The sequence below is a fragment of the Pseudoroseomonas ludipueritiae genome (assembly GCF_014490445.1).
Taxonomy (GTDB): Bacteria; Pseudomonadota; Alphaproteobacteria; order Acetobacterales; family Acetobacteraceae; genus Pseudoroseomonas; species Pseudoroseomonas ludipueritiae.
Genome location: NZ_JACTUZ010000007.1, coordinates 1 through 23,212, shown reverse-complemented (window position 1 = coordinate 23,212; position 23,212 = coordinate 1). Strand labels below are relative to the sequence as shown.

Sequence of the window (23,212 nt, the reverse complement as noted above, 5' to 3'; positions counted from 1 at the left end):
GGACGAGTGCATGCAGCGTCGCAGCTTCATCGCCGGGGCCGCGCTGGCCACGGCGGCTCTCTCCGCGCCGCGTCTGGCTTCGTCCCAGAAGGCTTCCGTGCTGCGCTTCGTGCCGCAGGCGGATCTGGCGCTGCTCGACCCGGTGCAGACCACCGGCCTTGTCACCCGCAACCACGGCATGATGGTCTTCGACACGCTTTATGGCGTGGACGAGCACGCGGCGCCGCATCCGCAGATGGCGGAAGGCCATGTGGTGGAGCAGGACGGGCGCCTCTGGACCATCCGGCTGCGGGAGGGGCTGCGCTTCCACGACGGCACGCCCGTGCTGGCGCGGGATTGCGTGGCCAGCATCCGGCGCTGGGGCTCGCGCGACGCCTTCGGCATGGCGCTGATGGCGGCCACCGATGAACTCTCGGCGCCCGATGACCGTACGGTCCGCTTCCGCCTGAAGCGCCCCTTTCCTCTGCTGCCGGACGCGCTGGGCAAGGCGGGCTCCAATATCTGCCCCATCATGCCCGAGCGCCTGGCCGCCACCCCCGGAACCCAACCGGTGGCCGAGATGGTCGGCAGCGGCCCTTATCGTTTCGTGGCAGGGGAGCGCGTGCCCGGCGCCCTGGCCGTCTACCAGCGCTTCGATGGCTATGTGCCGCGCCAGGAGGGCACGGCGAGCATGCTGGCAGGCCCCCGTGTCGCGCATTTCGAACGGGTGGAATGGCACACCATGCCGGATGCGGCCACCGCCGCCGCCGCCCTGCAATCCGGCCAGATGGACTGGTGGGAGCAGCCGGTGATGGACCTGGTGCCGCTGCTGCGCCGCCGCCGGGAGCTGAAGATCGAGGTGCTGGACACCGCCGGCGCCTTCACCATGGTCCGCCCCAACCACCTGCAGCCGCCCTTCGACAATCCGGCCATCCGCCGCGCGCTGATGGGCGCCATCCGGCAGCAGGATTATATGCAGGTGGTGGCGGGGGAGGATCGCAGCCTCTGGAAGGATCGCTCCGGCTTCTTCCTGCCCGGCGCCCCCATGGCCAGCGAGGCGGGGCTGGAAGCCCTGCCCACCGCATATGACCCGGCGAAGATCCGCGCCGACCTCGCTGCCGCCGGATATGCCAACGAACGCGTGGTGCTGCTGGTGCCGGCCGACTTCCCGGTGCTGAACGCCATGAGCGAAGTGACCGCCGACATGCTGCGCAAGGTCGGCATCAACCTCGATTACCAGTCTCTAGACTGGGGCACCGTGCTGCAACGCCTCGCCTCGCAGGAGCCCCTGGACAAAGGCGGCTGGAGCATGTTCTGCAACTTCAGCCTTGGCGTGGGCGTGATGAACCCGGCGGCGCATAACTACATGCGCGGCAATGGCCGCCGGGCAACCTTCGGCTGGTATGACAGCCCGCGCATGGAGGCGCTGCGCGACGCCTGGTTCGCCGCCGCCGATGCAGAGAGCCAGCGGCGCATCTGCCGCGACATGCAGCTTCTGGCCTTCGAGGAGGTGCCCTTCTACCCCACGGGCGTCTTCTATCAGCCGACCGCCTACCGCGCCGAGCTGACCGGCATGCTGAAGGGGGCACCGCTCTTCACCAACCTCCGCCGCGCCAGCTAGGGCGGAGGGCGCCTTTGCCGCCGCGACGAGGCGTTCCGGCCACGCTGGCCGATCGCTTCGCCACCGGCGCCGGGCGGTGACGCTGCCCGGGCTCGGAATGTCCGGCGGGCCCGGTGGCCGGTATTTCCCCGGCTGACCGCGTCCCGGCGGCCGGGGCCAACGGATGACGGGCCACCACCCGATCGACTTCCTCTTGGATGACATGGCTCTGCGGAGCATTCTGCCGCGCGGCAGGGCGCGTTCAGACATCCTGCTACCACGGCTTGCGCTCCACCCAGCAACAGCGAGCAATGCCCGGCGGGGGTGAAGGGGGGTTCCGTCACCCCGGCTGGCCCAGTATGGGCCCAGTAATACGCCGCAACACTTGAATCGCGGCAATTTTGCGGCCCGACGGGTTACGATATCCGGCACGTCGGCCTAGATTACATTTAGGACAGGAGTACCGTATGCCGATCGTTGACCTTTTTTCGAACCCAGAGGGCATTCTCACCCTGGCGCCCGGCAACAAGGCAGAACTCCTGGACCTCCTTGCCGCCGAAGCCGCCAATCGCCTGGGACGAAAGAAGGAAGAGATCCTCCAGCCCCTGCTGGGCCGCGAGAAGCTGGGCTCCACCGCGCTGGGGCGTGGCGTGGCCCTGCCGCACACGCGGCTGGACTGGCTGGACTCGCCTCTGGCGATCCTGGCACGGCTGACCCACCCCATTGACTTCGATGCCCGCGACGACGAGCCGGTGGACTTGGTCTTCCTGGTGCTCTGGCCGGAATCCGCTTCCGAAGGCTTCCTGCCGGCGCTCTCCGACATCTGCCGCGCGCTGCGGGACCAGCAACTGCCGCGCCAGCTGCGGCAGGCACGCTCCGCTGAGGAAGCACTCTCCCGCCTGCAGGCGGCGGACCAGCCAGACCCCGAGGCTGGGCCTTGAGGGCGTGACGCGAGAGCCGGGCGGCCCCAGCGGGCGCCGTTCTTTCTGTTCCATTCAGCGCAGGGCGCCCGATGCCTGACGCCTTTTTTCTCCTGGCCGCGGTCGGCCTGCCTTACCTGGGCGCCCTGGTGGCGGCCCTGCTGCCGAACAACAACAGCCGCAATCTGGAAGCCTGGCTGGCCGGTGGCGTGGCGCTGCTGACACTGGTCATGGTCTGGCTGCTGTATTACCCGGCCATTTCCACCGGCGGCGTGACGCGGATGGAGCTGGCCTGGGTACCGGAGCTGGGCCTGAACTTCGTGCTGCGGATGGACGGTCTCGCCGCCGTCTTCGCCGTAATGGTGGCCGGCATCGGCTTCCTGGTGGTGCTCTACGCCCGCTACTACATGTCGCCGGAAGACCCGATCCCACGCTTCTTCGCCTTCCTGCTGGCCTTCATGGGCTCGATGATGGGGCTGGTGCTGTCCGGCAACCTCGTCCAGCTCGTCTTCTTCTGGGAACTCACCAGCCTCTTCTCCTTCCTGCTGATCGGCTACTGGCAGCACGCCGCCCCGGCGCGTGACGGCGCCCGCATGGCGCTGACGGTCACTTCCGCCGGTGGCCTCGCCCTCTTCGCGGGGGTGCTGGTGCTGGGCCATATTGTCGGCAGCTACGATCTCGATCAGGTGCTGGCCTCGGGCGATGCCGTCCGGGCGCATCCGCTCTACCTGCCGGCGCTGGTGCTGATCCTGCTGGGCGCGCTGACCAAGAGCGCGCAGTTCCCGTTCCACTTCTGGCTGCCGCATGCCATGGCGGCGCCCACGCCGGTCTCCGCCTATCTGCATTCGGCCACGCTGGTGAAGGCCGGCATCTTCCTGATGGCGCGGCTCTGGCCTGTCATGGCCGGCACGGAGGCCTGGTTCTGGATCGTCGGTGGCGCGGGAGTTATTACATTACTTTTAGGGGCTTACGTCGCGATCTTCCAGCATGACATCAAAGGATTGCTGGCCTATTCCACCATCAGCCACCTCGGGCTGATCACGCTGCTGCTGGGCCTCAACAGCCCCCTGGCCATGGTCGCGGCCATCTTCCACACCATGAACCACGCGACCTTCAAGGCCTCGCTCTTCATGGCCGCCGGCATCATCGACCATGAGACCGGCACGCGCGACATCCGGCGGCTCTCCGGCCTCAACCGCGCCATGCCCTTCACGGCCCGGCTGGCGCTGGTGGCCGCCGCTGCCATGGCGGGCGTGCCGCTGCTGAACGGGTTCATCTCCAAGGAGATGTTCTTCACCGAGGCCCTGACCGCCTCTTCCGCGCCCACCATGCTGCATACCATGCTGCCGGTGGCGGCCACGGTGGCCAGCATCTTCGCCGTGGCCTATTCGCTGCGCTTCATCCACGGCACCTTCTTCGGTCCAGATACGGACGACCTGCCACGCACGCCGCATGAGCCGCCGCAATGGATGCGCCTGCCGGTGGAAGTGCTGGTCTTCGGCTGCATGGTCGTGGGCATCCTGCCCGCCGCCACCATCGGGCCCTATCTGGACGTGGCGGTGCGCTCCGTACTGGGCGAGGCCACGCCGGAATACAGCCTGGCCGTCTGGCACGGCGTCAACCTGCCGCTGGTGATGAGCGTCTTCGCCCTGGGCATGGGCGTGCTGCTCTACCACCTGCTGCAGCGGCACTTCACCACCGGCGTGGAAGGCACGCCGCTGATTCGCGGCCTGGATGGCCGCCGCATCTTCGACCGTGCCATGGTCTTCCTCTCATGGCGCTTCGCCCGCACGCTGGAGCAGCTGATGGGCACGGCGCGGCTGCAGATGCAGCTTCGGCTCCTGGTCTGCGTCTCCTTCCTCGCCGCCACTCTGGCGCTGCTGCCCTATGGCCTGCGGCTGGGCGGCGTGGCACTGAGCGAGGCGGATCCCGTGGTGGGGCTGATCTGGCTGGCGGGCGCCGGCTGCGCCATTGGCGCGGCCTACCAGGCCAAATACCATCGCCTGGCGGCGCTGGTGCTGCTGGGCGGCGCCGGCCTGGCGACCTGCCTGACCTTCGTATGGTTCTCGGCACCCGACCTGGCGCTGACGCAGCTGCTGGTGGAGGTGGTGACCACGGTGCTGCTGCTGCTGGGCCTCCGCTGGCTGCCGAAGCGGGTAGAATTCACCACTTCCGGCACGCTGCTGCAGCGCCTGCGCCGCTACCGGGACTTCATCATCGCCGTCGCCGCCGGCGCGGGGCTGACGGCGCTCTCCTACGCCACCATGACGCGGCCCTCGCCCGAAGGCATTTCCCGCCACTTCCTGGAGCGCGCCTATACCGAGGGCGGCGGCACCAATGTGGTGAATGTCATCCTGGTGGATTTCCGCGGCTTCGACACCCTGGGCGAGATCACGGTGCTGGGCATCGTCGCGCTCACGGTCTTCGCGCTGCTGCGCCGCTTCCGCCCGGCGCCGGAAAGCGTGGGCGTGCCGGAGCAGCAGCAGGGCCGGGCAGGGGAATGGCTGCTGGTGCCGGGCGTCATCATGCGCCTCATGTTCCCTGTCATCGGCGTCGTCGCGCTCTTCCTGCTGCTGCGGGGGCACGACCTGCCGGGTGGCGGCTTCGCGGCGGGGCTGATGATGTCGGTGGCCATCCTGCTGCAATACATGGCCGGCGGCACCCGCTGGGTGGAGGACCACCTGCGCATCCATCCGCTGCGCTGGATGGGGCTGGGCCTGCTGCTGGCGGCCGGCACCGGCGGCGCGGCCATGTTCTTCGGGCGGCCTTTCCTGACCTCCTACTTCGCCTATGCGGATCTCGGCTGGCTGGGCAAGCTGCCACTGGCCAGCGCGGTGCTCTTCGACCTCGGCGTCTTCGCCCTGGTCTTTGGCGCCACGGTGCTGATGCTCATCGCCATCGCGCATCAGTCGGTGCGCAGCCCGAAGCCCGCGCCGCCCGTACTGCCGACCCGTGCCCCCGCCGGAGGAGACGACTGATGGAACTCATCCTCGCGATCAGCATCGGCGTGCTGGGCGGCTCCGGGGTCTGGCTGCTGATGCGGCCGCGCACCTTCCAGCTCATCATCGGGCTGTCGCTGCTGTCCTATGCCGTGAACCTCTTCATCTTCAGCATGGGGCGCTTCCCGGTGGGGCGGCCGCCGATCCTGGAGCCCGGCACATCGGGAGACCCGGCGGTCTTCGCCGACCCGCTGCCGCAGTCGCTGGTGCTGACGGCCATCGTCATCGGCTTCGCCACCACCGCGCTGTTCCTGGTGGTGATGCTGGCCTCCCGCGGCCTGACGGGCGGTGACCACGTGGATGGTCGGGGACCCCGCGAATGAACGGCTGGATGCAGCACCTGACGATCCTGCCCATCGCGCTGCCACTGGCGGTGGGCGCGCTCATGATCCCGATGGAGGACCAGCGCGGCCGGCTGCGCGCCGCACTGGGCATCCTGTCCACGCTGGCCATGCTGGCCGCCGCCATTGCCCTGGCGGTGCAGGCGCATACCGGCGGCGAGATCGTTTCCGTCTACCGCCTGGGCAACTGGCCGGCCACCTTTGGCATCGTGCTGGTGGCGGACCGGCTGTCCGCGTTGATGCTGATCCTGACGGCGGTGCTGGGGCTCTGCGCGCTGGTCTTCTCGCTCACGCGCTGGCAGCGCATGGGGCCGTATTTCCATGTGCTGTTCCAGTTCCAGCTCATGGGCCTCAACGGCGCCTTCCTGACCGGCGATCTCTTCAACCTCTTCGTCTTCTTCGAGGTGCTGCTGGCCGCCTCATACGGCCTGGCGCTCCATGGCTCGGGCGTCGCGCGGGTGAAGGCGGGGCTGCACTACATCTCCATCAACCTGGCCGCCTCGCTGCTCTTCCTGGTGGGCGTCAGCATGATCTATGGCGTCACCGGCACGCTGAACATGGCCGACCTCGCCGCCCGCATCCCCGCCATCCCGGACGAGAACCGGCCGCTGCTGGAAGCGGGCGCGGCCATCCTCGGCATGGCCTTCCTGGCCAAGGCGGCGATGTGGCCGCTGGGCTTCTGGCTGGGCCCGACCTATGCCGCCGCCAGCCCGCCGGCCGCCGCCATCTTCTCCATGATGAGCAAGGTGGGCGTCTATGCGGTGCTGCGGCTCTCGCTGCTGCTGTTCAGCGACGATGCCGGGGTTTCCGCCGGCTTTGGCGGCACCTGGCTGCTGGCCGGCGGCATCATCACCATCGGCTTCGGCGCCGTCAGCGTGCTGGCGACGCAGGACCTGTCCCGGCTGGCCGGCGCCAGCGTGCTGATCTCCTCCGGCACGCTGCTGGCGGCGGTTGGCGCGGGGCAGGTCGCCGTCACCAGCGGCGCGCTGCTTTATCTCGCCAGCTCGGCGCTGGCCATCGGGGCGCTCTTTCTGCTGATCGAGCTGCTGGAGCGCGGGCGCGATGTCGGCGCCGACGTTCTGGCGGTGACGCTGGAAGCCTTCGGCGATGGCGAGGACGATGACGAGGAAGACGACGAGGTCGGCGTGGCCATCCCCGCCACCATGGCCGTGCTGGGTGCCTGCTTCCTGTGCTGCGCCCTGCTGCTGGCGGGGCTGCCGCCGCTTTCCGGCTTCGTCGCCAAATTCGCCATGCTGAGTGCCATCCTCAATCCTGAAGGGTTGGGGAAAGGGCCGACCGACATCTCCGCCGGTGGCTGGGCGCTGCTGGCGGCGCTGGTCATTTCCGGGCTGGCGACCGTGCTGGCGATGATGCGCGCCGGCATCCGCAGCCTCTGGGCCACGTCTGGCCGCACGGTGCCGCGCGTCGGCGTGATTGAGATCGCGCCGGTGCTGCTGCTGCTCAGCCTCTGCATCGGGCTGACGGCGGCGGCGGGGCCGGTGCTGCGCTACACCCAGGCGGCGGCGGTCTCGCTGCATGCGCCGCAGGATTATGTGCGTGGCGTGATGGGGCTGGCCCGATGAGAATGCTGCTGCCTCACCCGCTGGTCTCGCTGGCGCTTTTCCTTCTGTGGCTGCTGCTGAACCAGACGGTGGCGCCCGGCCCCGCGCTGGTGGGCGTGGTGGTGGCCCTGCTGGGCGGGCGGATGCTGACGCGGCTGCGGCCCGCCAAGTTGCGGGTAGGGCGCCCGCTGGTGGCGCTGCGCCTGGCCGGGATCGTGGCGGTGGATATCATCCGGTCCAATATCGGCGTCGCGCAGGTCATCATGGGCCGGAGGAAGGAGCGCCATTCCGGCTTCATCCATATCCATCTGGCGATGCGGGACCCGCGCGGCCTGGCGGCGCTGGCCACCATCCTGACAGCCACGCCCGGCACCGCCTGGGTGGAATACGACAATGAGGAAGGCTGGCTGCTGCTGCATATCCTCGACCTGGTCGACGAGGACTATTGGGTGCGCGTCGTCAAGGACCGCTACGAACAGCCGCTGATGGAGATCTTCGAATGAGCCAGGCGCTGCTGCAATGGTCGCTGCTGGTGGCGCAGCTGATGCTGGGGCTCGCCTTCCTTTGCGCCACCTGGCGCGTGGCGCGTGGCCCCCGGGCGCAGGACCGCGTGGTGGGGCTGGATACGCTCTACGTTAACGGCATGCTGCTGTTGCTGACCTTCGGCATCCGTTCCGGCACGGACATCTATTTCGAGATGGCGCTGGTGATTGCCCTGCTGGGCTTCGTCAGCACCGCGGCCCTGGCGAAGTTCCTGATGCGCGGCGAGGTGATCGAATGAGCCACGCCGCCGACCTGCCTCTGCTGGTGGCTATCCCGGTAGCCTTGCTGCTGTTGATCGGCGCCGGGCTGGCGCTGACCGGCTCCATCGGCCTGCTGCGGCTGTCAACCTTTTATGAACGGCTGCATGCGCCCACCATCGGCACATCCTGCGGCATGGGCTGCATCCTGCTGGCCTCGATGCTGTTCTTCTCGGTGCTGCAAAGCCGCCTGGCGCTGCATGAGGTGCTGATCGGCATCCTGCTGATCGTCACCACGCCGGTGACGCTGATGCTGGTGGGCCGTGCCGCCCTGCACCGGGACCGGCTGGAGGGAAGCCGGCAGGTGCCGGCCTCCGCCCGGCCGGAGGGCCATTCCGCGAGCCAGGTTCAGACCGGGAGCGAGGCCGAATCCACCGAAGGAGCTGAAACAGGTATTCCAGCGCGCAAGCACGCAGGAACTGCTCCATAGCGGTCATGGCCGCCATATCGAAATAGCGGTCCATGATCGGCGTGCCGGCCAGCAGGGCCAGCGCCTGCCGGCCCAGATCTGTCTGCGCCGGCGTAGCCTCTGCATGTTGCGGCGGACAAAGGGCGAGCGCTGATAGCCTAACCAGCCCATGAGCCTCTGGCGCCAAGGCGCATCGGCTTCGAAGTTGTGCCCATCTGCGACGTGCGCCGCGTCAGGGTCTGATCAGCGGCTCTGCAGGTCTCTATAACTCTTGTCGCGGAGGGGGATGCGCAGGGACAGCAAGCTCATAAAAGACGAGATTCCGCGCCCTCGGCAAAGGAAATCCCCGAGGGAAAAATCAACCATAAGTTGATAAAGGGGCTAGGAATCGGCTCGTAGGCTGTTGCTCCGGCTGCCCTGGAGGAGGTCGCTCTTTCCTCGTCTGGACTACAGCAAAGCCAAAGTTTGAAGTTGGCTGAACACGATTTTTCGTTCTTGACCCAGGTTCAACAAACCGTGAGAACCCCGGCCGCCGCGGCGTTTGGCCCGGAGAATCTGGAGCCATGTCGTGCCGGCCCTTACTCAGTTTCGTCTGCTTACCTTGCATTCTGCCTTGCATGGGCTTTCCTCAACCATGGCGGGCGGCTTTATCGGAGCCTACCTCCTGAAGCTCGGCCTCGGCATCCCCCTGGCGCTGACGGCTTATGCGGCCCTGCTTCTCCTGCGCTTCGGCATGCGCTTCCTGGCCCTGGAGGTCGTGCGCAGGGTAAGGCTGGGCAATGCCATGAAGCTGGGGGCGGGCATCGCCTCGCTCCAGTTCCTGCCGCTCCTGCTGGCGGAGGATGCGCGCTGGCTCGCCGTCTGGATCCTGATCGTCTCCCTGTCCGAGGCGCTCTACTGGCCCGTCTACCACGCCTCCACAGCCGCGACCGTGGCGAAGGGCGAGGGCATCGGCCGGCAACTGGGCGAGCGGATGATGGTCGGCGCCCTGGTGGCCGTGGTGGGGCCGCTGCTGGGCGGGCTGCTGCTGAGCAGCTTCGGCGAGGCCGTCGATTTCGCCATCGCCGCCTGTATCTGCCTGCTGTCGGTCTGGCCCTTGTGGCGTATGGCACCGGTCATGGCCGGTGCGGTGCCCCGGGCGCGTGAGACGATGCGGGGGCTCGATCTGCGCGGCATGGCTACCTTCACGGCTGATGGGTGGATTGCTTCCGGCCTGGGGCTCGCCTGGCCCATGGTGCTGTTCAGCTCGATGGGTGGCAGCTACGGGGCCTTCGGGCTGGTGAATGCAGCCGCCGGGCTGGTGGGGGCGGCGGTCAGCTTCGCCTGTGGCCGTGCGATCGATGGTGGACGCCGGCAGCAGTACCTCGTGGCAGTCTGCATCATGCTGGCCTTCGGCTTCGCGCTGCGCATCGGCTCAGCCTGGTCGCCGATGGCGGCCACCATCGCAAACCTGACGGGCGCCATAGCCGCCGGCTTCTATGGCCCGGTGATCATGAGCACGATCTATGAGCGGGCGAAGCAATCCGGCGCTGTTTACAGGTTCCATTTCTCTTTGGAAGGCGGATGGGACTTCGGGGCCGTCTCGGGCTGCTTGGCCGCCGCGGTCATGGCCTGGGCGACAGGCGAGCCCGCATTGGCACTGCTGCCAGCTTCCCTAGGCGTGGTGGCAATCTACTTCTGTGCCCGGACGCGTGAGCAGAACACGGCCCAGGCTGCCGAAGTGGTTTCTGGTGCTGAGCCGGCGATGGCAGCGTAAGGATTACGGGGACGGCTCAAGAATTTTACATAACGTTTGTTATGCGGAATTCCCGACCCGGCCTTCCGGTCGCCTTCTCCCCTCGGGAAGGCCCGGCAAGCGCCGAGTGCGCGATGCAAAAGAAAACGCAGAAAATGCTGATCCTAAAAGATTTTGCACCGTCGTCGGCCCGACGGTGCAGTGCATCCTATGTACCCGTCCGTAAAGGCATCAGCATTCGCCGCTGTTAGGCTCCGATGCCCTCATGGCCTCAAGAACCCTCATGCCGAGGCGCCGCAGTTCCGCTAAGCTGAGGCCTCGCTACCTTACGGAGCCTGAGCCTTGGACGTCGCCATCTACCACAATCCGGCCTGCGGCACCTCCCGGAACACTCTCGCGTTGATCCGTAGCAAAGGCTTGGAACCAACTGTTATTGAATATTTAAGCACACCGATCAGCCGCGCCGAGCTGGCTAGCCTGCTGGCCCGTGCCGGCATGAGCGCGCGCGACCTGCTTCGGCAGAAAGGCACACCTTATGCCGAGCTTGGACTGGACGATCCGGCGCTGACGGAAGACCAGTTGCTGGAAGCGATGGTGACCCATCCCATCCTGATCAACCGCCCTCTGGTGGCCACGCCGCTGGGCGTGAGGCTCTGCCGGCCGGCTGAGCTTGTTCTTGAGATCCTGCCCGAGGCAAGCGGCACCGAAGCCGGCTGAGCCGGCTCCACCAGCCTAACCTCTCCCCCCCTCGTTCCGTCCCGCCGAACCTCCCGCCTGCCGCTGGCCGAGGATGCCTGATGCTTGCTCTTGTTCTGTTTCTGACCACCCTGGCGCTGGTCATCTGGCAGCCACGCGGCCTTGGCATTGGCTGGAGCGCCATGGGCGGCGCCGGCCTGGCCCTGCTGACGGGCGTGATCGGTTGGGCCGATGTGCCCGCCGTCTGGCAGATCGTCTGGGACGCGACCTTCACCTTCGTGGCGCTGATCGTCATTTCAGTGCTGCTGGACGAAGCAGGCTTCTTCCAATGGGCCGCCCTGCACGTCGCCCGCTGGGGCGGCGGCCAGGGGCGCCGGCTCTTTCCCCTGGTGGTAGTTCTGGGCGCTCTTATCACCTCCGTCTTCGCGAATGACGGCGCGGCGCTGCTGCTGACGCCCATCGTGGTGGCGATCCTGCTGCGGCTGAACTTCACCCCGGCGGCCACCCTGGCCTTCGTCATCGCCACCGGCTTCGTGGCCGATACCACCAGCCTGCCGCTGGTGATCTCCAACCTCGTCAACATCGTCAGCGCCAACTACTTCGGCATCACCTTCAACCGCTACGCAGCAGTGATGGTGCCGGTGAACCTCGTGTCCCTCCTGGCGACGCTGGGGGTCCTCTGGTTGGCCTATCGCCGGGAGATGCCGCAGCACTATCCGCTGGCGCAGCTGGAAGCTCCGGCCACCGCCCTGCGGGACCAGCTGGTCTTTCGTGCCGCCTTTCCGATGCTGGTGCTGTTGCTGCTTGGCTACTTCATCCTGGCCCCGCTGGGCGTGCCGGTGGCGGCGGTGACTGGCACGGCGGCGCTGGTGCTGCTGGCTCTGGCGGGCCGCTGGCACCAGGGTGGCCGGGGTGCGGCAATCTCTCCGCTGAAGGTGCTGCGGGAGGCGCCGTGGCAGATCGTGGTCTTCAGCCTTGGCATGTATCTCGTCGTCTATGGGCTTAGAAATGCGGGATTAACGCAGGAGTTGGCGCAGGCCCTCGTCTGGCTGGCCGGTCACGGTCCCTGGGCCGCCGCCATCGGTACCGGCTTCGGCGCCGCCCTGCTCTCCTCGGTCATGAACAACCTGCCGGGCGTGCTGGTCGGGGCCCTGTCGATCGAGCAGGCGCAGGGTATCCCGCCCCTGACGCGGGAACTGATGGTCTATGCCAATGTTATCGGCTGTGATCTCGGGCCGAAGTTCACGCCGATCGGCAGCCTCGCCACGCTGCTCTGGCTCCACGTCCTCTCGCGCAAGGGCATCACCATCGGCTGGGGGCAGTACATGCGCATCGGCCTTGCCATCACGCCGCCGGTGCTGCTGGTGGTGCTGGTTGCTCTGGTCCTCTGGCTGCGGGTGCTGGGGGCGGCCTGATCCGGCACATGCCCCGCCCGCTGCCGGTGCCAGACCATAGGAGAGATCATCCGGCCGATGCCCAGCGACACACCGCAAGCTTCCAGCCTCATGCAAGCGGAGATCGCCGAGATCCCCGATGCCATCGAGCGGCTGCTCACCGGCTCGGCCGCTGAGATTGCGGAAGCCGGCGCCCTGCTGCGCCGCCTCTCGCCCCCGGTGGTGGTCACGGTGGCACGCGGCTCCTCGGACCACGCGGCCAGCGCCTTCAAGATCGCCTGCGAGATCCTGACCGGAGTGCCGGTAGCTTCCCTCGGCCCTTCCATCGCATCCATCTACAGGTCGGTGCCGCGGCTGAAGGGGGCCGTGGCGCTGGCCATTTCCCAGTCCGGCCGCAGCCCGGACCTTGTGGCTGCCTTGCAGGCGGCGCGGCAGGGCGGCGGCGCGACGATTGCCATCGTCAATGTCGAACGCTCGCCCCTGGCCGAGGCCGCCGACATCACCATCCCGCTGCGTGCCGGCCCGGAGCGCAGTGTCGCCGCCACCAAGAGCTTCGTCAGCTCGGCCGCCGCGGCGCTGGCTGTGCTGGCCGCCTGGCGGCAGGATTCAGCGTTGCGGGAGGCACTGAGCCGCCTGCCCGCCACCCTGCGCGCCGCTCCGGCGGATAGCTGGTCCGTTGCCCTTCCCGAGTTCGCGGCTGCCTCCTCGCTTTATGTGCTGGGGCGGGGCCCCGGGCTCGCGATAGCCATGGAAGCGGCGCTGAAGTTCAAGGAAACCAGCATCTTGCATGCCGAGGCTTTCTCTTCTGCTGAAGTGCAGCATGGGCCGATGTCCCTGGTGCAGGGTGGCTTCCCCGTACTGGCCTTCCTGCAGGATGACGCGGCACGCCCGGGCCTGCTGGACACTGTGGCGCGCCTGGCGGCCCAGGGCGGCCGGGTCTTTGTGGCCGGTGGAGAAGCGCCTGGGGCGGTAACGCTGCCGGTGCCGGCGACAGGGCATCCGCTGACGGATTCCATCGCCGCCATCACCGGCTTCTACCGCTTCGTGGAAGCCCTTTCCCGCGCCCGGGGCCTGGACCCCGACCACCCGCCGCATCTGCGGAAGGTGACGGAAACGCTCTGAGGCCGGCGCCTCAGGCGCCACCCCAGTTCATGGTCAGGCCGCCATCGATGGTCCAGGTCTGGCCGGTGACGTAATCCCCGTCATCCGAGGCCAGGAACAGGGCCAGCCGCGCGATCTCCTCGGGCTGGCCTGCCCTGTGCCAGGGAATCTCCTTGAAGGAAGCCTCCCGCTTCTCCCGATCGTCGAGCCGTTCCTGCGTCATCGGCGTCTGGATCAGGCCGGGGGCGATGTTGTTCACATTGATCTTGTCCTCCGCCACCTCCACCGCGAGGCTGCGGGTGAGCGAGCCGATGCCCGCCTTGGCCATGCCATAGGGCGCGCTGCCCGGTGTCGGCAGGTGCTGCGCGACGGAGCTGATGGTGACGATGCGCCCCTTGCCGCCATGCTGCTTCCTCAGCCGGATGAAGGCGCGGCAGCAGAAGAGCGGCCCCAGGAGGTCGGTGCGCAGCACGCGCTCCAGCATCTCGTCTTCCATCTCGGCCACGGGCATGCCGCCCATGCCCTTGCCCGCGCTGTTCACCAGCACGTCGGGAGTGCCCAGCGTGGCGGCCTCGCGGAACAGGGCCTCCACATCCGCCGGCTGGCCGACATCCCCCTGCACCACCAAGGCGCGCCGCCCGGCCTGCTCCACGCGGCGCCGGGTCTCCTCGGCGCCGGCCTGGTCCGTGTGGTAGCCGATGCAGATATCGGCCCCTTCCCGGGCGAAAAGCTCCGCCGTGGCCTGCCCGATGCCCGAATCGGCCCCGGTGATGATAGCGATCCTGCCTTGCAACTTCATGAAGAGCGCCTCCTGTTCGCCCTGGACGAACGCGGCGCGCCGGGCAGGGATGGCAGCGCGAAGCGCTGCTTCCACAGGATGTGACGAGGAGAACGCTGTAACGGCCAAGCCGATGTTGCACCCACGCGAATCGCGGTAAGGCTTGGGAATGTACGATGTGATCGTGGTGGGCGCCGGTTCCGCCGGCGCCCCGCTCGCCGCCCGCTTGTCCGAAGATCCCACGCGCCGCGTGCTGCTGCTGGAAGCCGGGCGCGACTGGCGCGCCGCGGAGGCGCCGCATGCGCTGCGCAGCGCCAATATCATCCCGTTCATGCGCTCCCCGGCGCATCAGGCGGAATGGCAATGGCCGGGGCTGGAGACCCGCCGCACCCGCGCGCAGCAGCCGAAATTCTATTGGCGTGGCAAGGCCATGGGCGGCTCTTCTACAGTGAATGCTCAGATCGCCATCCGCGGCGTGCCAGCCGCTTTCGATGCATGGGCGGAACTGGGCTGCGAGGGCTGGGCGGCAGAGGATGTGTTGCCCCTCTTCGACCTGATCGAGGACGATCCGGAAACCGGCACCGCCCCCGGCGTCCGTCTCGGCGGCCCGCTGCCCATCTACCGCGCGCCGGAGAAGGATTGGGGCGCGGTGGACCGGGCGTTGAAGGCAGCGGCGCTGGACCTCGGCTATCCCTGGAAAGCAGACCTCAACGCCCCGCAGGGCGAAGGCGTCTCCTGCTACCCCATCAACAGCCGTGACGGGCAGCGCGTCACCACCAACGACGGCTATCTGGAGCCGGCGCGTGGCCGCCCGAACCTGGAGATACGTGGCGGCGCCCTGGTGGACCGCGTGCTCTTCGATGGCCGCCGCGCACGTGGCGTGAAGGTGCGCTTCAAGGGCGAGGCCGAGTGGCAGGAGATCGCGGCGCGCGAGGTGGTACTCTGCGCCGGTGCCATCCATAGCCCGACCATCCTGATGCGCTCCGGCATCGGCCCGGCGGCGCAACTGGCCAAGCTTGGCATCGAACTGCTGCAGGACCTGCCCGCCGTGGGCCAGGGGCTGATGGACCACCCTATCGTCCGGGCCAGCCTCTCCCTGACGCCCGGGCACCAAGCAACCCATCCCGATGCACGCCATACCAATTGCTGCCTGACCTATAGCTCCGGCCTCGCTGGCGGTGGGGAGCGTGACATGATCATGATCGCCTTCAACCACACCGGCTATGTCGAGGGCGCCTCCAACCCCGCCTCCACCGGCTCCATCGGCGTCTCGCTCTACGACGCCTTCTCGCGTGGCGAGGTGCGGCTGACCTCAGCCGATCCCTTCGCCAATCCCGAGGTGGACGAGAACATGCTGGCCGACCCGCGCGACCTGATGCGCCTGAGGGACGGCGTGCGGCGCCTGGCGCGCATCGCGGCGCATCCGGCGGTGGCCGGCATCGCCTCGGGCATCACCTTCTCCGACACCGCGCTGGTTTATGCCGATGTGGCGGCCATGCCGGATGCGGAACTGGATGCGCTGCTGCTGTCGGAAGCCAGCGACATCCAGCACGCCGCCGGCACCTGCCGCATGACGGCCTATGAGGACCAGAGCGGCGTGGTGGACCCGGACCTGAAGGTGCGCGGGGTCGAGGGGCTGCGGGTGGCCGATGCCGCCATCATGCCCACCGACTGCCGCGCCAACCTGCACTTCACCTGCGTGATGATTGGCGAGGCGCTGGCCCGCCGCATGCGCGCTGGCGCCTGAAGGCATCCGCCCCCTGCTCTCGCAGGGGGCGAGAACTTACTCGGCGGGCACGGATACCGTCGCCTGCCGCTGCCGCCGCGCCACGGCGCGGGCGACGACATAGAAGACCGGGGTGAAGACCAAGCCGAAAACCGTCACGCCCAGCATGCCGGCGAAGACCGCCGTACCGAGGCTCTGCCGCATCTCCGCCCCCGCCCCCGTGGCGATGGCCAGCGGCAGCACGCCCAGGATGAAGGCCAGCGAGGTCATCAGGATGGGCCGCAGCCGCGTGCGGGCCGCGGCCTCGGCCGCCTGCCAGCGGGTCATGCCTTCCTCCTCCGCCTGCCGGGCGAATTCCACGATCAGGATCGCGTTCTTCGCCGCCAGGCCGATCAGCACCACCAGCCCAATCTGCACCAGCACGTTGTTGTCCATGCCGCGCCAGGCCACGCCCGTCAGCGCCGCCAGCACCGACATCGGCGCGATCAGCACCACCGCCAGCGGCAGCAGCCAGCTTTCATAGAGTGCCGCCAGCAGCAGGAAGACGAAGACCACCGCCAGCCCGAAGGCGATGGGCGCGGTATTGCCCTGCGTGGTTTCCTGAAGCGCGATCTCGGTCCATTCGAAGCTGTAGCCCTGGGGAAGTTCCCTGGCCAACATCTTCTCCATGGCCGCGATGGCCTGGCCGGTGGAAACGCCCGGCGCCGCCGCGCCCTGCACTTCCGCCGCCGGGAAGAGGTTGTAGCGCGGCACGCGATAGGGGCCGGTATCCGGCTCCAGCGAGGCCAGGGAGCCGATCGGCACCATGTCCCCGGCATCGTTGCGGGTGCGCAGCAGGCCCACGTCGCGCGGCGTGCGGCGCTGGTCCTCCTCCGCCTGGGCGGTGACGCGGAAGGTGCGGCCCAGGATGTTGAAGTCGTTCACGAAGGCCGAGCCCAGATAGACGGACAGGGTTTCCGAGACGCGGGAGAGCGGCACGCCCAGCATCTCCGCCTTGCTGCGGTCCACCTCCGCCCGCAGGCTGGGCGTGGAAGTGTTGAACAGCGTGAAGGCCATGGCGACCTCCGGTAGCTGGTTGGCGGCGCCGACCACGCGGTTGGTCACCGCTTCCAGCTCCCGCGCGCCTCGATCGCCACGGTCCTGCACGTAAAGCTTGAAGCCGCCGCCGGTGCCGATGCCGGAGACCGATGGCGGCGGGATCACCAGCGCCATGGCGTCGCGCTGCCCCGAGACCGCCTGCTGCACCGCGCCGATGATGGCGGGATAGGACAGGTGCTCGGCCTCGCGCTTCTCGAAGGAATCCAGCGTGACGAAGATCACGCCGCTGTTCGGCGCGTTGGTGAAGGTGGCGCCGTCGAAGCCGGTGAAGACCACCGTATTGGCCACGCCCGGCACCTTCAGCAGATCGGCGGAAGCCTGGCGCATCACCGCATCAGTACGGCCCAGCGTGGCGCCGGGCGGAAGCTGGAAGGCGGCGATCAGGTAGCCACGGTCCAGCGGCGGGATCAGGCCGGTGGGCGTGGTGCGCACTGTCTGCCCTGTCAGGAAGAGCAGCCCGGCAAACAGCAGCATCATCACCGCCGCGACACGCACCAGCCGCCGCGTCATGGCGCCATAGCCGAGGGAGAGCGCGTCAAAGAGCTTGTTGAAGCCACGGAAGAACAGGCCGAAGGGCGCCCCGGCCACGGCGCGCCAGCCGGTCGGCTTCTCATGCGAATGCGGCCGCAGCAGCAGCGCCGCCAGCGCGGGCGAGAGCGTCAGCGACACCAGCGCCGAAAGCAGCGTGGCGACGGCGATGGTGACGGCGAACTGCTGATAGAAGGCGCCGGCCAGGCCTTCGATGAAGGCGGTCGGGACGAACACGGCGCAGAGCACCAGCGCGATGGCGATCAGCGCGAAGCCCACCTCGTCCATGGTGCGGCGCGTGGCGGTGACGGGGTCCAGGCCATTGGCCAGGTGTCGCTCCACATTCTCCACCACGACGATGGCGTCATCGACCACGATGCCGATGGCCAGGATCAGGCCAAACATCGACAGGCTGTTCACCGAGATGCCCAGCATCCCCATGAAGGCCAGCGTGCCGATAATGGAGACCGGAATGGCCGCCAGCGGGATGATGGAAGCGCGCCAGGACTGGAGGAAGAGGATCACCACCAGCACCACCAGCACGATGGCCTCGATAAAGGTATGCACCACCGCTTCCATCGACTGCTCGATGAACTGCGTGGTGTCATAGACCACGCGGTAATCGACGCCGGGCGGGAAGCTGCGCTTCGCATCCTCAAGCGACGCACGCAGGGCGGCGGCGGTGGCGAGGGCATTGGAGCCGGGGCGCTGGAAGACTGGCATAGCCACGGCTTCGTCGCGGCCGAGATAGGCGTTGACGGTGTAATCCTGGCTGCCAAGCTCCACGCGCGCGATGTCACGCAGGCGCAGCGGCGCACCGCCCTCGCCCGTGGCCACCACGATGTCCGAGAATTCCTCGACGCTGCGGAGACGGCCCAGCGCCTGGATATTGAGCTGGAAGGCCTCGCCGCCGCTGGCGCCGGTGGGCGGCTGGTTCAGGCCGCCGGCGGCGACCTGCACATTGGCGCGGCGCAGCGCCTCCACCACCTCGCCGGCCGTCAGGCCGCGCGCGGCGATGCGGGCGGGGTCGAGCCAGATGCGCATGGCATAGTCGCGGCCGCCGAAGACCTGGATATCGCCGACGCCATCGAGCCGCGCCAGCCGGTCTTTGATGTTCAGCGAAGCGTAGTTGGACAGGTACTGCGAATCCCGCGACCCGTCCGGCGAGATCAGATGGATCACCATCATGATGTCCGGCGAGGCCTTGCGCACCAGCAGGCCCAGGCGCCGCACTTCCTCCGGCAGCCGGGCCTCGGCCACCGCCATGCGGTTCTGCACCAGCACCTGTGCCTGATCGACATCGGTGCCCTGGCGGAAGACCACGTTCACCGTCAGCTTGCCGTCGCCGGTGGCCTGGGAGGTGACGTAGAGCATGTTCTCAACGCCATTGATCTCCTGCTCGATCGGCGTCGCGACCGTCTCGGCGATCACGGCGGCGGAAGCGCCGGGATAGGTGGCGTTGATGGTGACCGTGGGGGGCGCGATCTCCGGATATTCGCTGATCGGCAGGCGCGTGGCGGCAATGCCGCCGATCAGCACAATGAAGATGGAGATGACGGCGGCGAAGACCGGCCGCGCGATAAAGAACTGGGCGAAGCGCATGGCACCCGCTCCTTCATTGCGCCTGGGCGAGGCGGCCGGGGCCTTGTGCCTCCGCCGTCACGCGTGTGCCCGGGCGGGCGAGATGCAGCCCGGCGACGATCACCTGGTCCTTGGGCGACAGGCCGCTGCGCACCACGCGCAGCCCATCCACGATGGGGCCCAGCGTCACCGGCTTGGCCACCACCGTACCATCGGCCGAGACGGTCATGACCACGCGGGCGGCCTGATCGGCGGCAATGGCGGCATCGGGTATCAGCAGCGTCTCACCCTGCCCCACCGGCAGGCGCAGGCGGGCGAAGACGCCGGGCGTCAGGAACAGATCCTGATTGGGCAGCAGCGCCCGGGCGCGGATGGTGCCAGAGCGGGCACGCAGCTCGGTGTCCAGGAAGTTCAGCTTGCCCTGGCGGTCCCAGCCTGCCTCATCAGCCAGCTTCAAGCGGATATCGGGCGCCTGGGCCCCCGCGCGGGCGCCGCCGTCACGGGCGAGGCGCAGGTAATCGGCCTCGCTCATGTCGAAGGTGGCATAGATGGGGTCGAGCGTCAGGATGGTGGTCAGCAACGTCGTGCTGGCCTGCACCAGGTTACCGGCATCGACGCGGCGGTCGGAGGCCCGGCCGGGCTGCGGCGCGCGCACCTCGGTCCAGGTCAGCTCCAGCTGCGCCTGCTGCAGCTTGGCGCGGGCATCGGCCAGCTGGGCCTCGGCCTCACGCTCGGCGGCGCGGCGGGTGTCGAGCTGCGCCTGGGGCGCGATGCGGCCCTCCACCAGCGGCGTGGTGCGGCGGATGTCCTGCCGCGCGAGGTCCAGCCGCGCCTGCGCGCGGGCCAGCTCCGCCTCGGCGCTGAGCACCGCGATCTCGAAGGGCCGCTTGTCGATGGTGAAGAGCAGGTCCCCCGCGCGGACCACCTGCCCGTCGCGGAAGTGCACCTGCTCCACCAGGCCGGAGACTCGCGGGCGCAGTTCCACGCGGGCCGAGGGCTCCAGCCGGGCGATGTGCTCCTCCCATTCCGTGACGTCGCGGCGCAGCGGCTCGGCGACGGTGACGGTGGGCGGAGCGGGTTGGGCCAGCGCGGGAGCGGCTGGCAAGGCGAGGACGATGGCCATCGTGGCCAGGGTCTTGCGGAAGGAGATGGGCATGGTCTATTTCCGGAGGCCGGATGATACCGACCGGTTCGTACCGGGAATTACATACCGATCGGTATAATTGCAAGATCCCCATGCCGGCCGTGGGGACACGAGCGGGAGAGCGCCTGTGACGGATGCCGCAACCACCAAGCCACGCAGCCCGGCCGCGCAGAGGCTGCGAACGGTGGCGAAGGACCTGTTCTACCGTCAGGGCATCCGGGCAACGGGGGTGGAGGAGCTGTGCCGCATCGCCGGCACCACCAAGATCAGCCTCTACCGCGCCTATCCATCCAAGGACGAGTTGATCGCGGCCATTCTTCGCGACGAATGCGCGGACGGGACCTGCCTGATCAGCCGCGCTTCAGGCCCGGCCGTGCCGCCGCGCGAACGGCCGGCGGCCTGCATCGCCGCCGCGGCGGAAGCGCTGCGCACCCCCGGCTTCCGGGGCTGCCCGGTCGGCCTGGCCATTGCCGAATTCCCGGACCCGGAGCACCCCGCCCGCAAGGTGGCCGATAGCCATAAGCTGAAGACGCGCGAGGACCTACGGCAACTTTGCGCCGAGGCCGGCGCCGCCGAACCGGCGATGCTGGGCGATGCGCTGCTGTTGTTGCTGGAGGGTGCGTTTTCCGCCGCGCCTTACCTGGGCAATGAGGAAGCCGCTGAAGTGCTGGAACGCAGCGGCCGCGCGCTGCTCGCCATGGCCCTTCCGCCCACCCGAGAATGAGGCGGCGTCAGGCCTCCACGGGCTCCATCGCCTCGGCCGGGCGGCGCTGGGTGCCGCCGGGCCAGCCTGCCATGGTGAGTTCCACCACCTCCCCCAGCATCTCCCGCGTCGCGCCCGCCTTGGCCTGCACGGCCAGGCCCATGGCCACCGCCATCAGGTAGCGCGCCAGGGCATCCGGGCTGGCATTGGCGGGGAGGTCGCCTTGCTCCCGCGCCCGCTCCAGCCGCTCGGCGAGCACGGCCTCGGCCTCCAGGCGGCGGTGAATCAGTTCCTGCCGCACCGACTCGCTGTCCGGGGAGCAGGCAATGGCGCCGTTCAGGCCAAGGCAACCATGCGGCATGCCCTGGCAGGTCAGCAGATCGGCATAACCCTGCAACAGCCGCTCCACCGCCCTGCGCGTATCGGGCTCGGCCAGGGCACCATCGGCCATGGCGCGGTAGCGGGCCTCGTAGCTGTCCAGCGCCTTGCGGAAGAGGTCTTCCTTGCTACCGAAGCAGGCGTAAAGGCTGGGCTTGGTGATACCCATTGCCGCCGTCAGGTCGGCGATACTGGTGCCCTCGTAGCCCTTCTGCCAGAACTGCATCAGCGCAGCCTGCAAGGCTTTCTCCGGGTCAAACTCACGCGGCCGTGCCATTTCCGCTCTCGTTATTCGATCTTATTGCCGTCACATATAGCAAATAACGCGCGAGATTCGAGAGTGTGACACCTATGTGTCACAACCGGTCACGCAGCCATTCCAGCATCTGCCCGCCCAGGCCCGCCGGCTTCTCGCTTTCCGGCCCCAACGCCACGGAAGCGGTCATGCCGACCACCAGCGTCACCTCCGGCGGCACCTCCCGGATGGCCACCCGGACAGGAATGCGCTGCGCCAGCCGGACCCAGGTGAAGACCGGGTTCACCGTGGGCAGGCCACGGCTGTTGCTGATATCGTTGGCGTCGCTGATGCCGCGCGCGATGCCCTCCACCTCGCCTTGCAGCGGCGTGTCATAGCCCATCAGCCGCACACGGGCAGGGTCGCCGGGCCTCACCCGGGATAGCTTGGTTTCCTCGAAATAGCCTTCGATCCAGAAGGAATCCGAATCCACGATGGCGATCTGCGGCGCCCCGGCGGCGACATAGCTGCCGGCCTGCAACCGCAGGTGCGTCACATAGCCATTCACCGGCGCCACGACACGGGAGCGCACGAGGTTCAGCTTCGCGATGTCGAGCGCCGCCTGCGCCTGATCCAGGCTGGCGGCCGCCACCTGCACGGTATTCTCCGCCCTCTCCCGCGCTTCCTCGGAGGCATAGACGCGGAGCTGCTGCTGCCGGCGGGATTCCGAGCGCGCGAAGTTCAGCTGGTTGCGGGCGCCCTCCACCTGCGCCTCGGCCTGCTCGACCGCCAGGCGGAAGCGGATGGGGTCGATCTCGAAGAGCACATCGCCGCGCTGGACGAATTGGTTATCCCGCACCGGGACCTGCACCACCGTCCCGGCCACCTCGGGCGCGACATTGACGACCTGGGCCTGCACGCGCCCGTCCCGCGTCCAGGGCGCCAGCATGTAGGAGCGCCAGAGCGCCACCACCAGGACGGCGGCGATCGCCACGGCCGCCAGGGTAACAAGGACGCGGAGGGAGGATTGGAGAAAGCGCATCTTGTGGGTTCTACCGGAGCAGGACGAGCAGGGAGACGATGGAGAGGAACAGGGCCACTTCGAACAATGCCGGGTGCCAGAGCCGGTGCAGCAGCCCCAGCCGCCCCAGCACAAAGCGGCAGAGCAGGAAGATGGCGAGCCCCGCCAATCCCTCGACGACGATGGGCGCCAGGTAAACACCGGCGATATTGATCTCGGAGAGCATCAGGCGGTCGCCTCGGCGGCGCGGGGTGGCGCCGGGTGCTCCGCCAGCCAGTCATGGCCGCGCAAAAAGAAACGCGGGCGCTCGGCCAGGATGGCGGCCGCCTCGTGCAGCATCGCTGCGGCGTGGAAGGTGCTCGGCGTGGCACCCTCCAGCGCCGCCAGTTCCGCGGCTGCCTGGCGGAGCTCGGCGGCGACGGCCTCCGGTGCCTCGCGCAGCCGGCGGAAGGCGCCAAGGCCACGGGCGACGATGGCGGCGCCC

At 68.4% G+C, this 23,212-nt stretch carries 21 protein-coding genes; 14 read left to right on the top strand and 7 right to left on the bottom strand.

Annotated elements, in window-relative coordinates:
• The first annotated feature begins 10 nt into the window (after window positions 1–10).
• From IBL25_RS03665 to IBL25_RS03610, 12 genes are all read left to right on the top strand, one after another.
• Entirely contained in the window at window positions 11–1,600 is a 1,590-nt protein-coding gene (locus IBL25_RS03665; RefSeq protein ID WP_187777209.1) for an ABC transporter substrate-binding protein, read from the top strand.
• A gap of 446 nt (window positions 1,601–2,046) precedes the next feature.
• Window positions 2,047–2,520 (top strand): PTS sugar transporter subunit IIA, encoded by a 474-nt coding sequence (locus tag IBL25_RS03660; protein WP_187777208.1) that lies wholly within the window; start codon window positions 2,047–2,049, stop codon window positions 2,518–2,520.
• A 71-nt stretch (window positions 2,521–2,591) separates the two neighbouring features.
• The gene (locus IBL25_RS03655) at window positions 2,592–5,477 is read left to right on the top strand and encodes a monovalent cation/H+ antiporter subunit A (RefSeq protein ID WP_187777207.1); all 2,886 of its coding nucleotides are present in this window, start codon (window positions 2,592–2,594) and stop codon (window positions 5,475–5,477) included.
• Entirely contained in the window at window positions 5,477–5,821 is a 345-nt protein-coding gene (locus IBL25_RS03650) for a Na+/H+ antiporter subunit C (RefSeq protein WP_187777206.1), read from the top strand. Before IBL25_RS03655 ends, IBL25_RS03650 begins: the two co-directional genes overlap by 1 nt.
• A gap of 8 nt (window positions 5,822–5,829) precedes the next feature.
• Window positions 5,830–7,422 (top strand): monovalent cation/H+ antiporter subunit D, encoded by a 1,593-nt coding sequence (locus IBL25_RS03645; RefSeq protein WP_202986666.1) that lies wholly within the window; start codon window positions 5,830–5,832, stop codon window positions 7,420–7,422.
• Window positions 7,423–7,424: 2 nt separating this feature from the next.
• A complete protein-coding gene (locus IBL25_RS03640) occupies window positions 7,425–7,904 on the top strand; it encodes a Na+/H+ antiporter subunit E (protein WP_238940194.1) in 480 nt (159 codons plus the stop codon).
• Window positions 7,901–8,182, top strand: coding sequence for a K+/H+ antiporter subunit F (locus IBL25_RS03635; RefSeq protein WP_187777203.1), 282 nt, complete (start codon window positions 7,901–7,903; stop codon window positions 8,180–8,182). Before IBL25_RS03640 ends, IBL25_RS03635 begins: the two co-directional genes overlap by 4 nt.
• Window positions 8,179–8,631, top strand: coding sequence for a monovalent cation/H(+) antiporter subunit G (mnhG, locus tag IBL25_RS03630; protein WP_187777202.1), 453 nt, complete (start codon window positions 8,179–8,181; stop codon window positions 8,629–8,631). The genes IBL25_RS03635 and mnhG overlap by 4 nt, the downstream gene beginning before the upstream one ends.
• A 613-nt stretch (window positions 8,632–9,244) precedes the next feature.
• On the top strand, window positions 9,245–10,366 hold the full coding sequence (locus tag IBL25_RS03625; RefSeq protein ID WP_187777201.1) for an MFS transporter: 1,122 nt from the start codon (window positions 9,245–9,247) through the stop codon (window positions 10,364–10,366).
• Between the two features lie 321 nt (window positions 10,367–10,687).
• Entirely contained in the window at window positions 10,688–11,062 is a 375-nt protein-coding gene (arsC, locus tag IBL25_RS03620) for an arsenate reductase (glutaredoxin) (RefSeq protein ID WP_187777200.1), read from the top strand.
• Between the two features lie 80 nt (window positions 11,063–11,142).
• Window positions 11,143–12,456 carry an arsenic transporter gene (locus tag IBL25_RS03615; protein ID WP_275295945.1) on the top strand — a complete coding sequence of 438 codons (1,314 nt, stop codon included), beginning with the start codon at window positions 11,143–11,145 and terminating at the stop codon, window positions 12,454–12,456.
• Window positions 12,457–12,513: 57 nt separating this feature from the next.
• Window positions 12,514–13,557 carry an SIS domain-containing protein gene (locus IBL25_RS03610; RefSeq protein ID WP_202986665.1) on the top strand — a complete coding sequence of 348 codons (1,044 nt, stop codon included), beginning with the start codon at window positions 12,514–12,516 and terminating at the stop codon, window positions 13,555–13,557.
• Window positions 13,558–13,567: 10 nt separating this feature from the next.
• Here IBL25_RS03610 and IBL25_RS03605 read toward each other — a convergent pair whose 3' ends face one another.
• Entirely contained in the window at window positions 13,568–14,335 is a 768-nt protein-coding gene (locus tag IBL25_RS03605; protein WP_187777198.1) for an SDR family NAD(P)-dependent oxidoreductase, read from the bottom strand.
• Between the two features lie 148 nt (window positions 14,336–14,483).
• Here IBL25_RS03605 and IBL25_RS03600 point away from each other — a divergent pair, with 148 nt between their 5' ends.
• Window positions 14,484–16,061, top strand: a complete 1,578-nt coding sequence (locus tag IBL25_RS03600; protein WP_187777197.1) for a GMC family oxidoreductase — start codon at window positions 14,484–14,486, stop codon at window positions 16,059–16,061.
• Window positions 16,062–16,097: 36 nt separating this feature from the next.
• On the opposite strand, the gene IBL25_RS03595 is transcribed toward IBL25_RS03600, so the two are convergent.
• Together IBL25_RS03595 and IBL25_RS03590 are read right to left on the bottom strand one after the other, a co-directional pair.
• Window positions 16,098–19,268, bottom strand: a complete 3,171-nt coding sequence (locus IBL25_RS03595) for an efflux RND transporter permease subunit (RefSeq protein ID WP_187777196.1) — start codon at window positions 19,266–19,268, stop codon at window positions 16,098–16,100.
• A gap of 13 nt (window positions 19,269–19,281) precedes the next feature.
• Window positions 19,282–20,403 carry an efflux RND transporter periplasmic adaptor subunit gene (locus IBL25_RS03590; RefSeq protein WP_187777195.1) on the bottom strand — a complete coding sequence of 374 codons (1,122 nt, stop codon included), beginning with the start codon at window positions 20,401–20,403 and terminating at the stop codon, window positions 19,282–19,284.
• Between the two features lie 115 nt (window positions 20,404–20,518).
• Here IBL25_RS03590 and IBL25_RS03585 point away from each other — a divergent pair, with 115 nt between their 5' ends.
• Window positions 20,519–21,115: a TetR/AcrR family transcriptional regulator gene (locus tag IBL25_RS03585; RefSeq protein ID WP_367615547.1), complete on the top strand. Its 597-nt coding sequence runs from the start codon at window positions 20,519–20,521 to the stop codon at window positions 21,113–21,115.
• 7 nt (window positions 21,116–21,122) lie between these two features.
• Here IBL25_RS03585 and IBL25_RS03580 read toward each other — a convergent pair whose 3' ends face one another.
• The 4 genes from IBL25_RS03580 to IBL25_RS03565 form a co-directional block, all read right to left on the bottom strand.
• The gene (locus IBL25_RS03580; protein ID WP_238940193.1) at window positions 21,123–21,713 is read right to left on the bottom strand and encodes a TetR/AcrR family transcriptional regulator; all 591 of its coding nucleotides are present in this window, start codon (window positions 21,711–21,713) and stop codon (window positions 21,123–21,125) included.
• A 115-nt stretch (window positions 21,714–21,828) separates the two neighbouring features.
• Window positions 21,829–22,749: an efflux RND transporter periplasmic adaptor subunit gene (locus IBL25_RS03575; protein WP_187777192.1), complete on the bottom strand. Its 921-nt coding sequence runs from the start codon at window positions 22,747–22,749 to the stop codon at window positions 21,829–21,831.
• 10 nt (window positions 22,750–22,759) lie between these two features.
• Entirely contained in the window at window positions 22,760–22,954 is a 195-nt protein-coding gene (locus IBL25_RS03570; protein ID WP_187777191.1) for a DUF1656 domain-containing protein, read from the bottom strand.
• Window positions 22,954–23,212, bottom strand: a 259-nt coding sequence (locus tag IBL25_RS03565; protein ID WP_187777190.1) for a hypothetical protein, incomplete at its 5' end; no start/stop codon positions are given. The genes IBL25_RS03565 and IBL25_RS03570, both read right to left, overlap by 1 nt.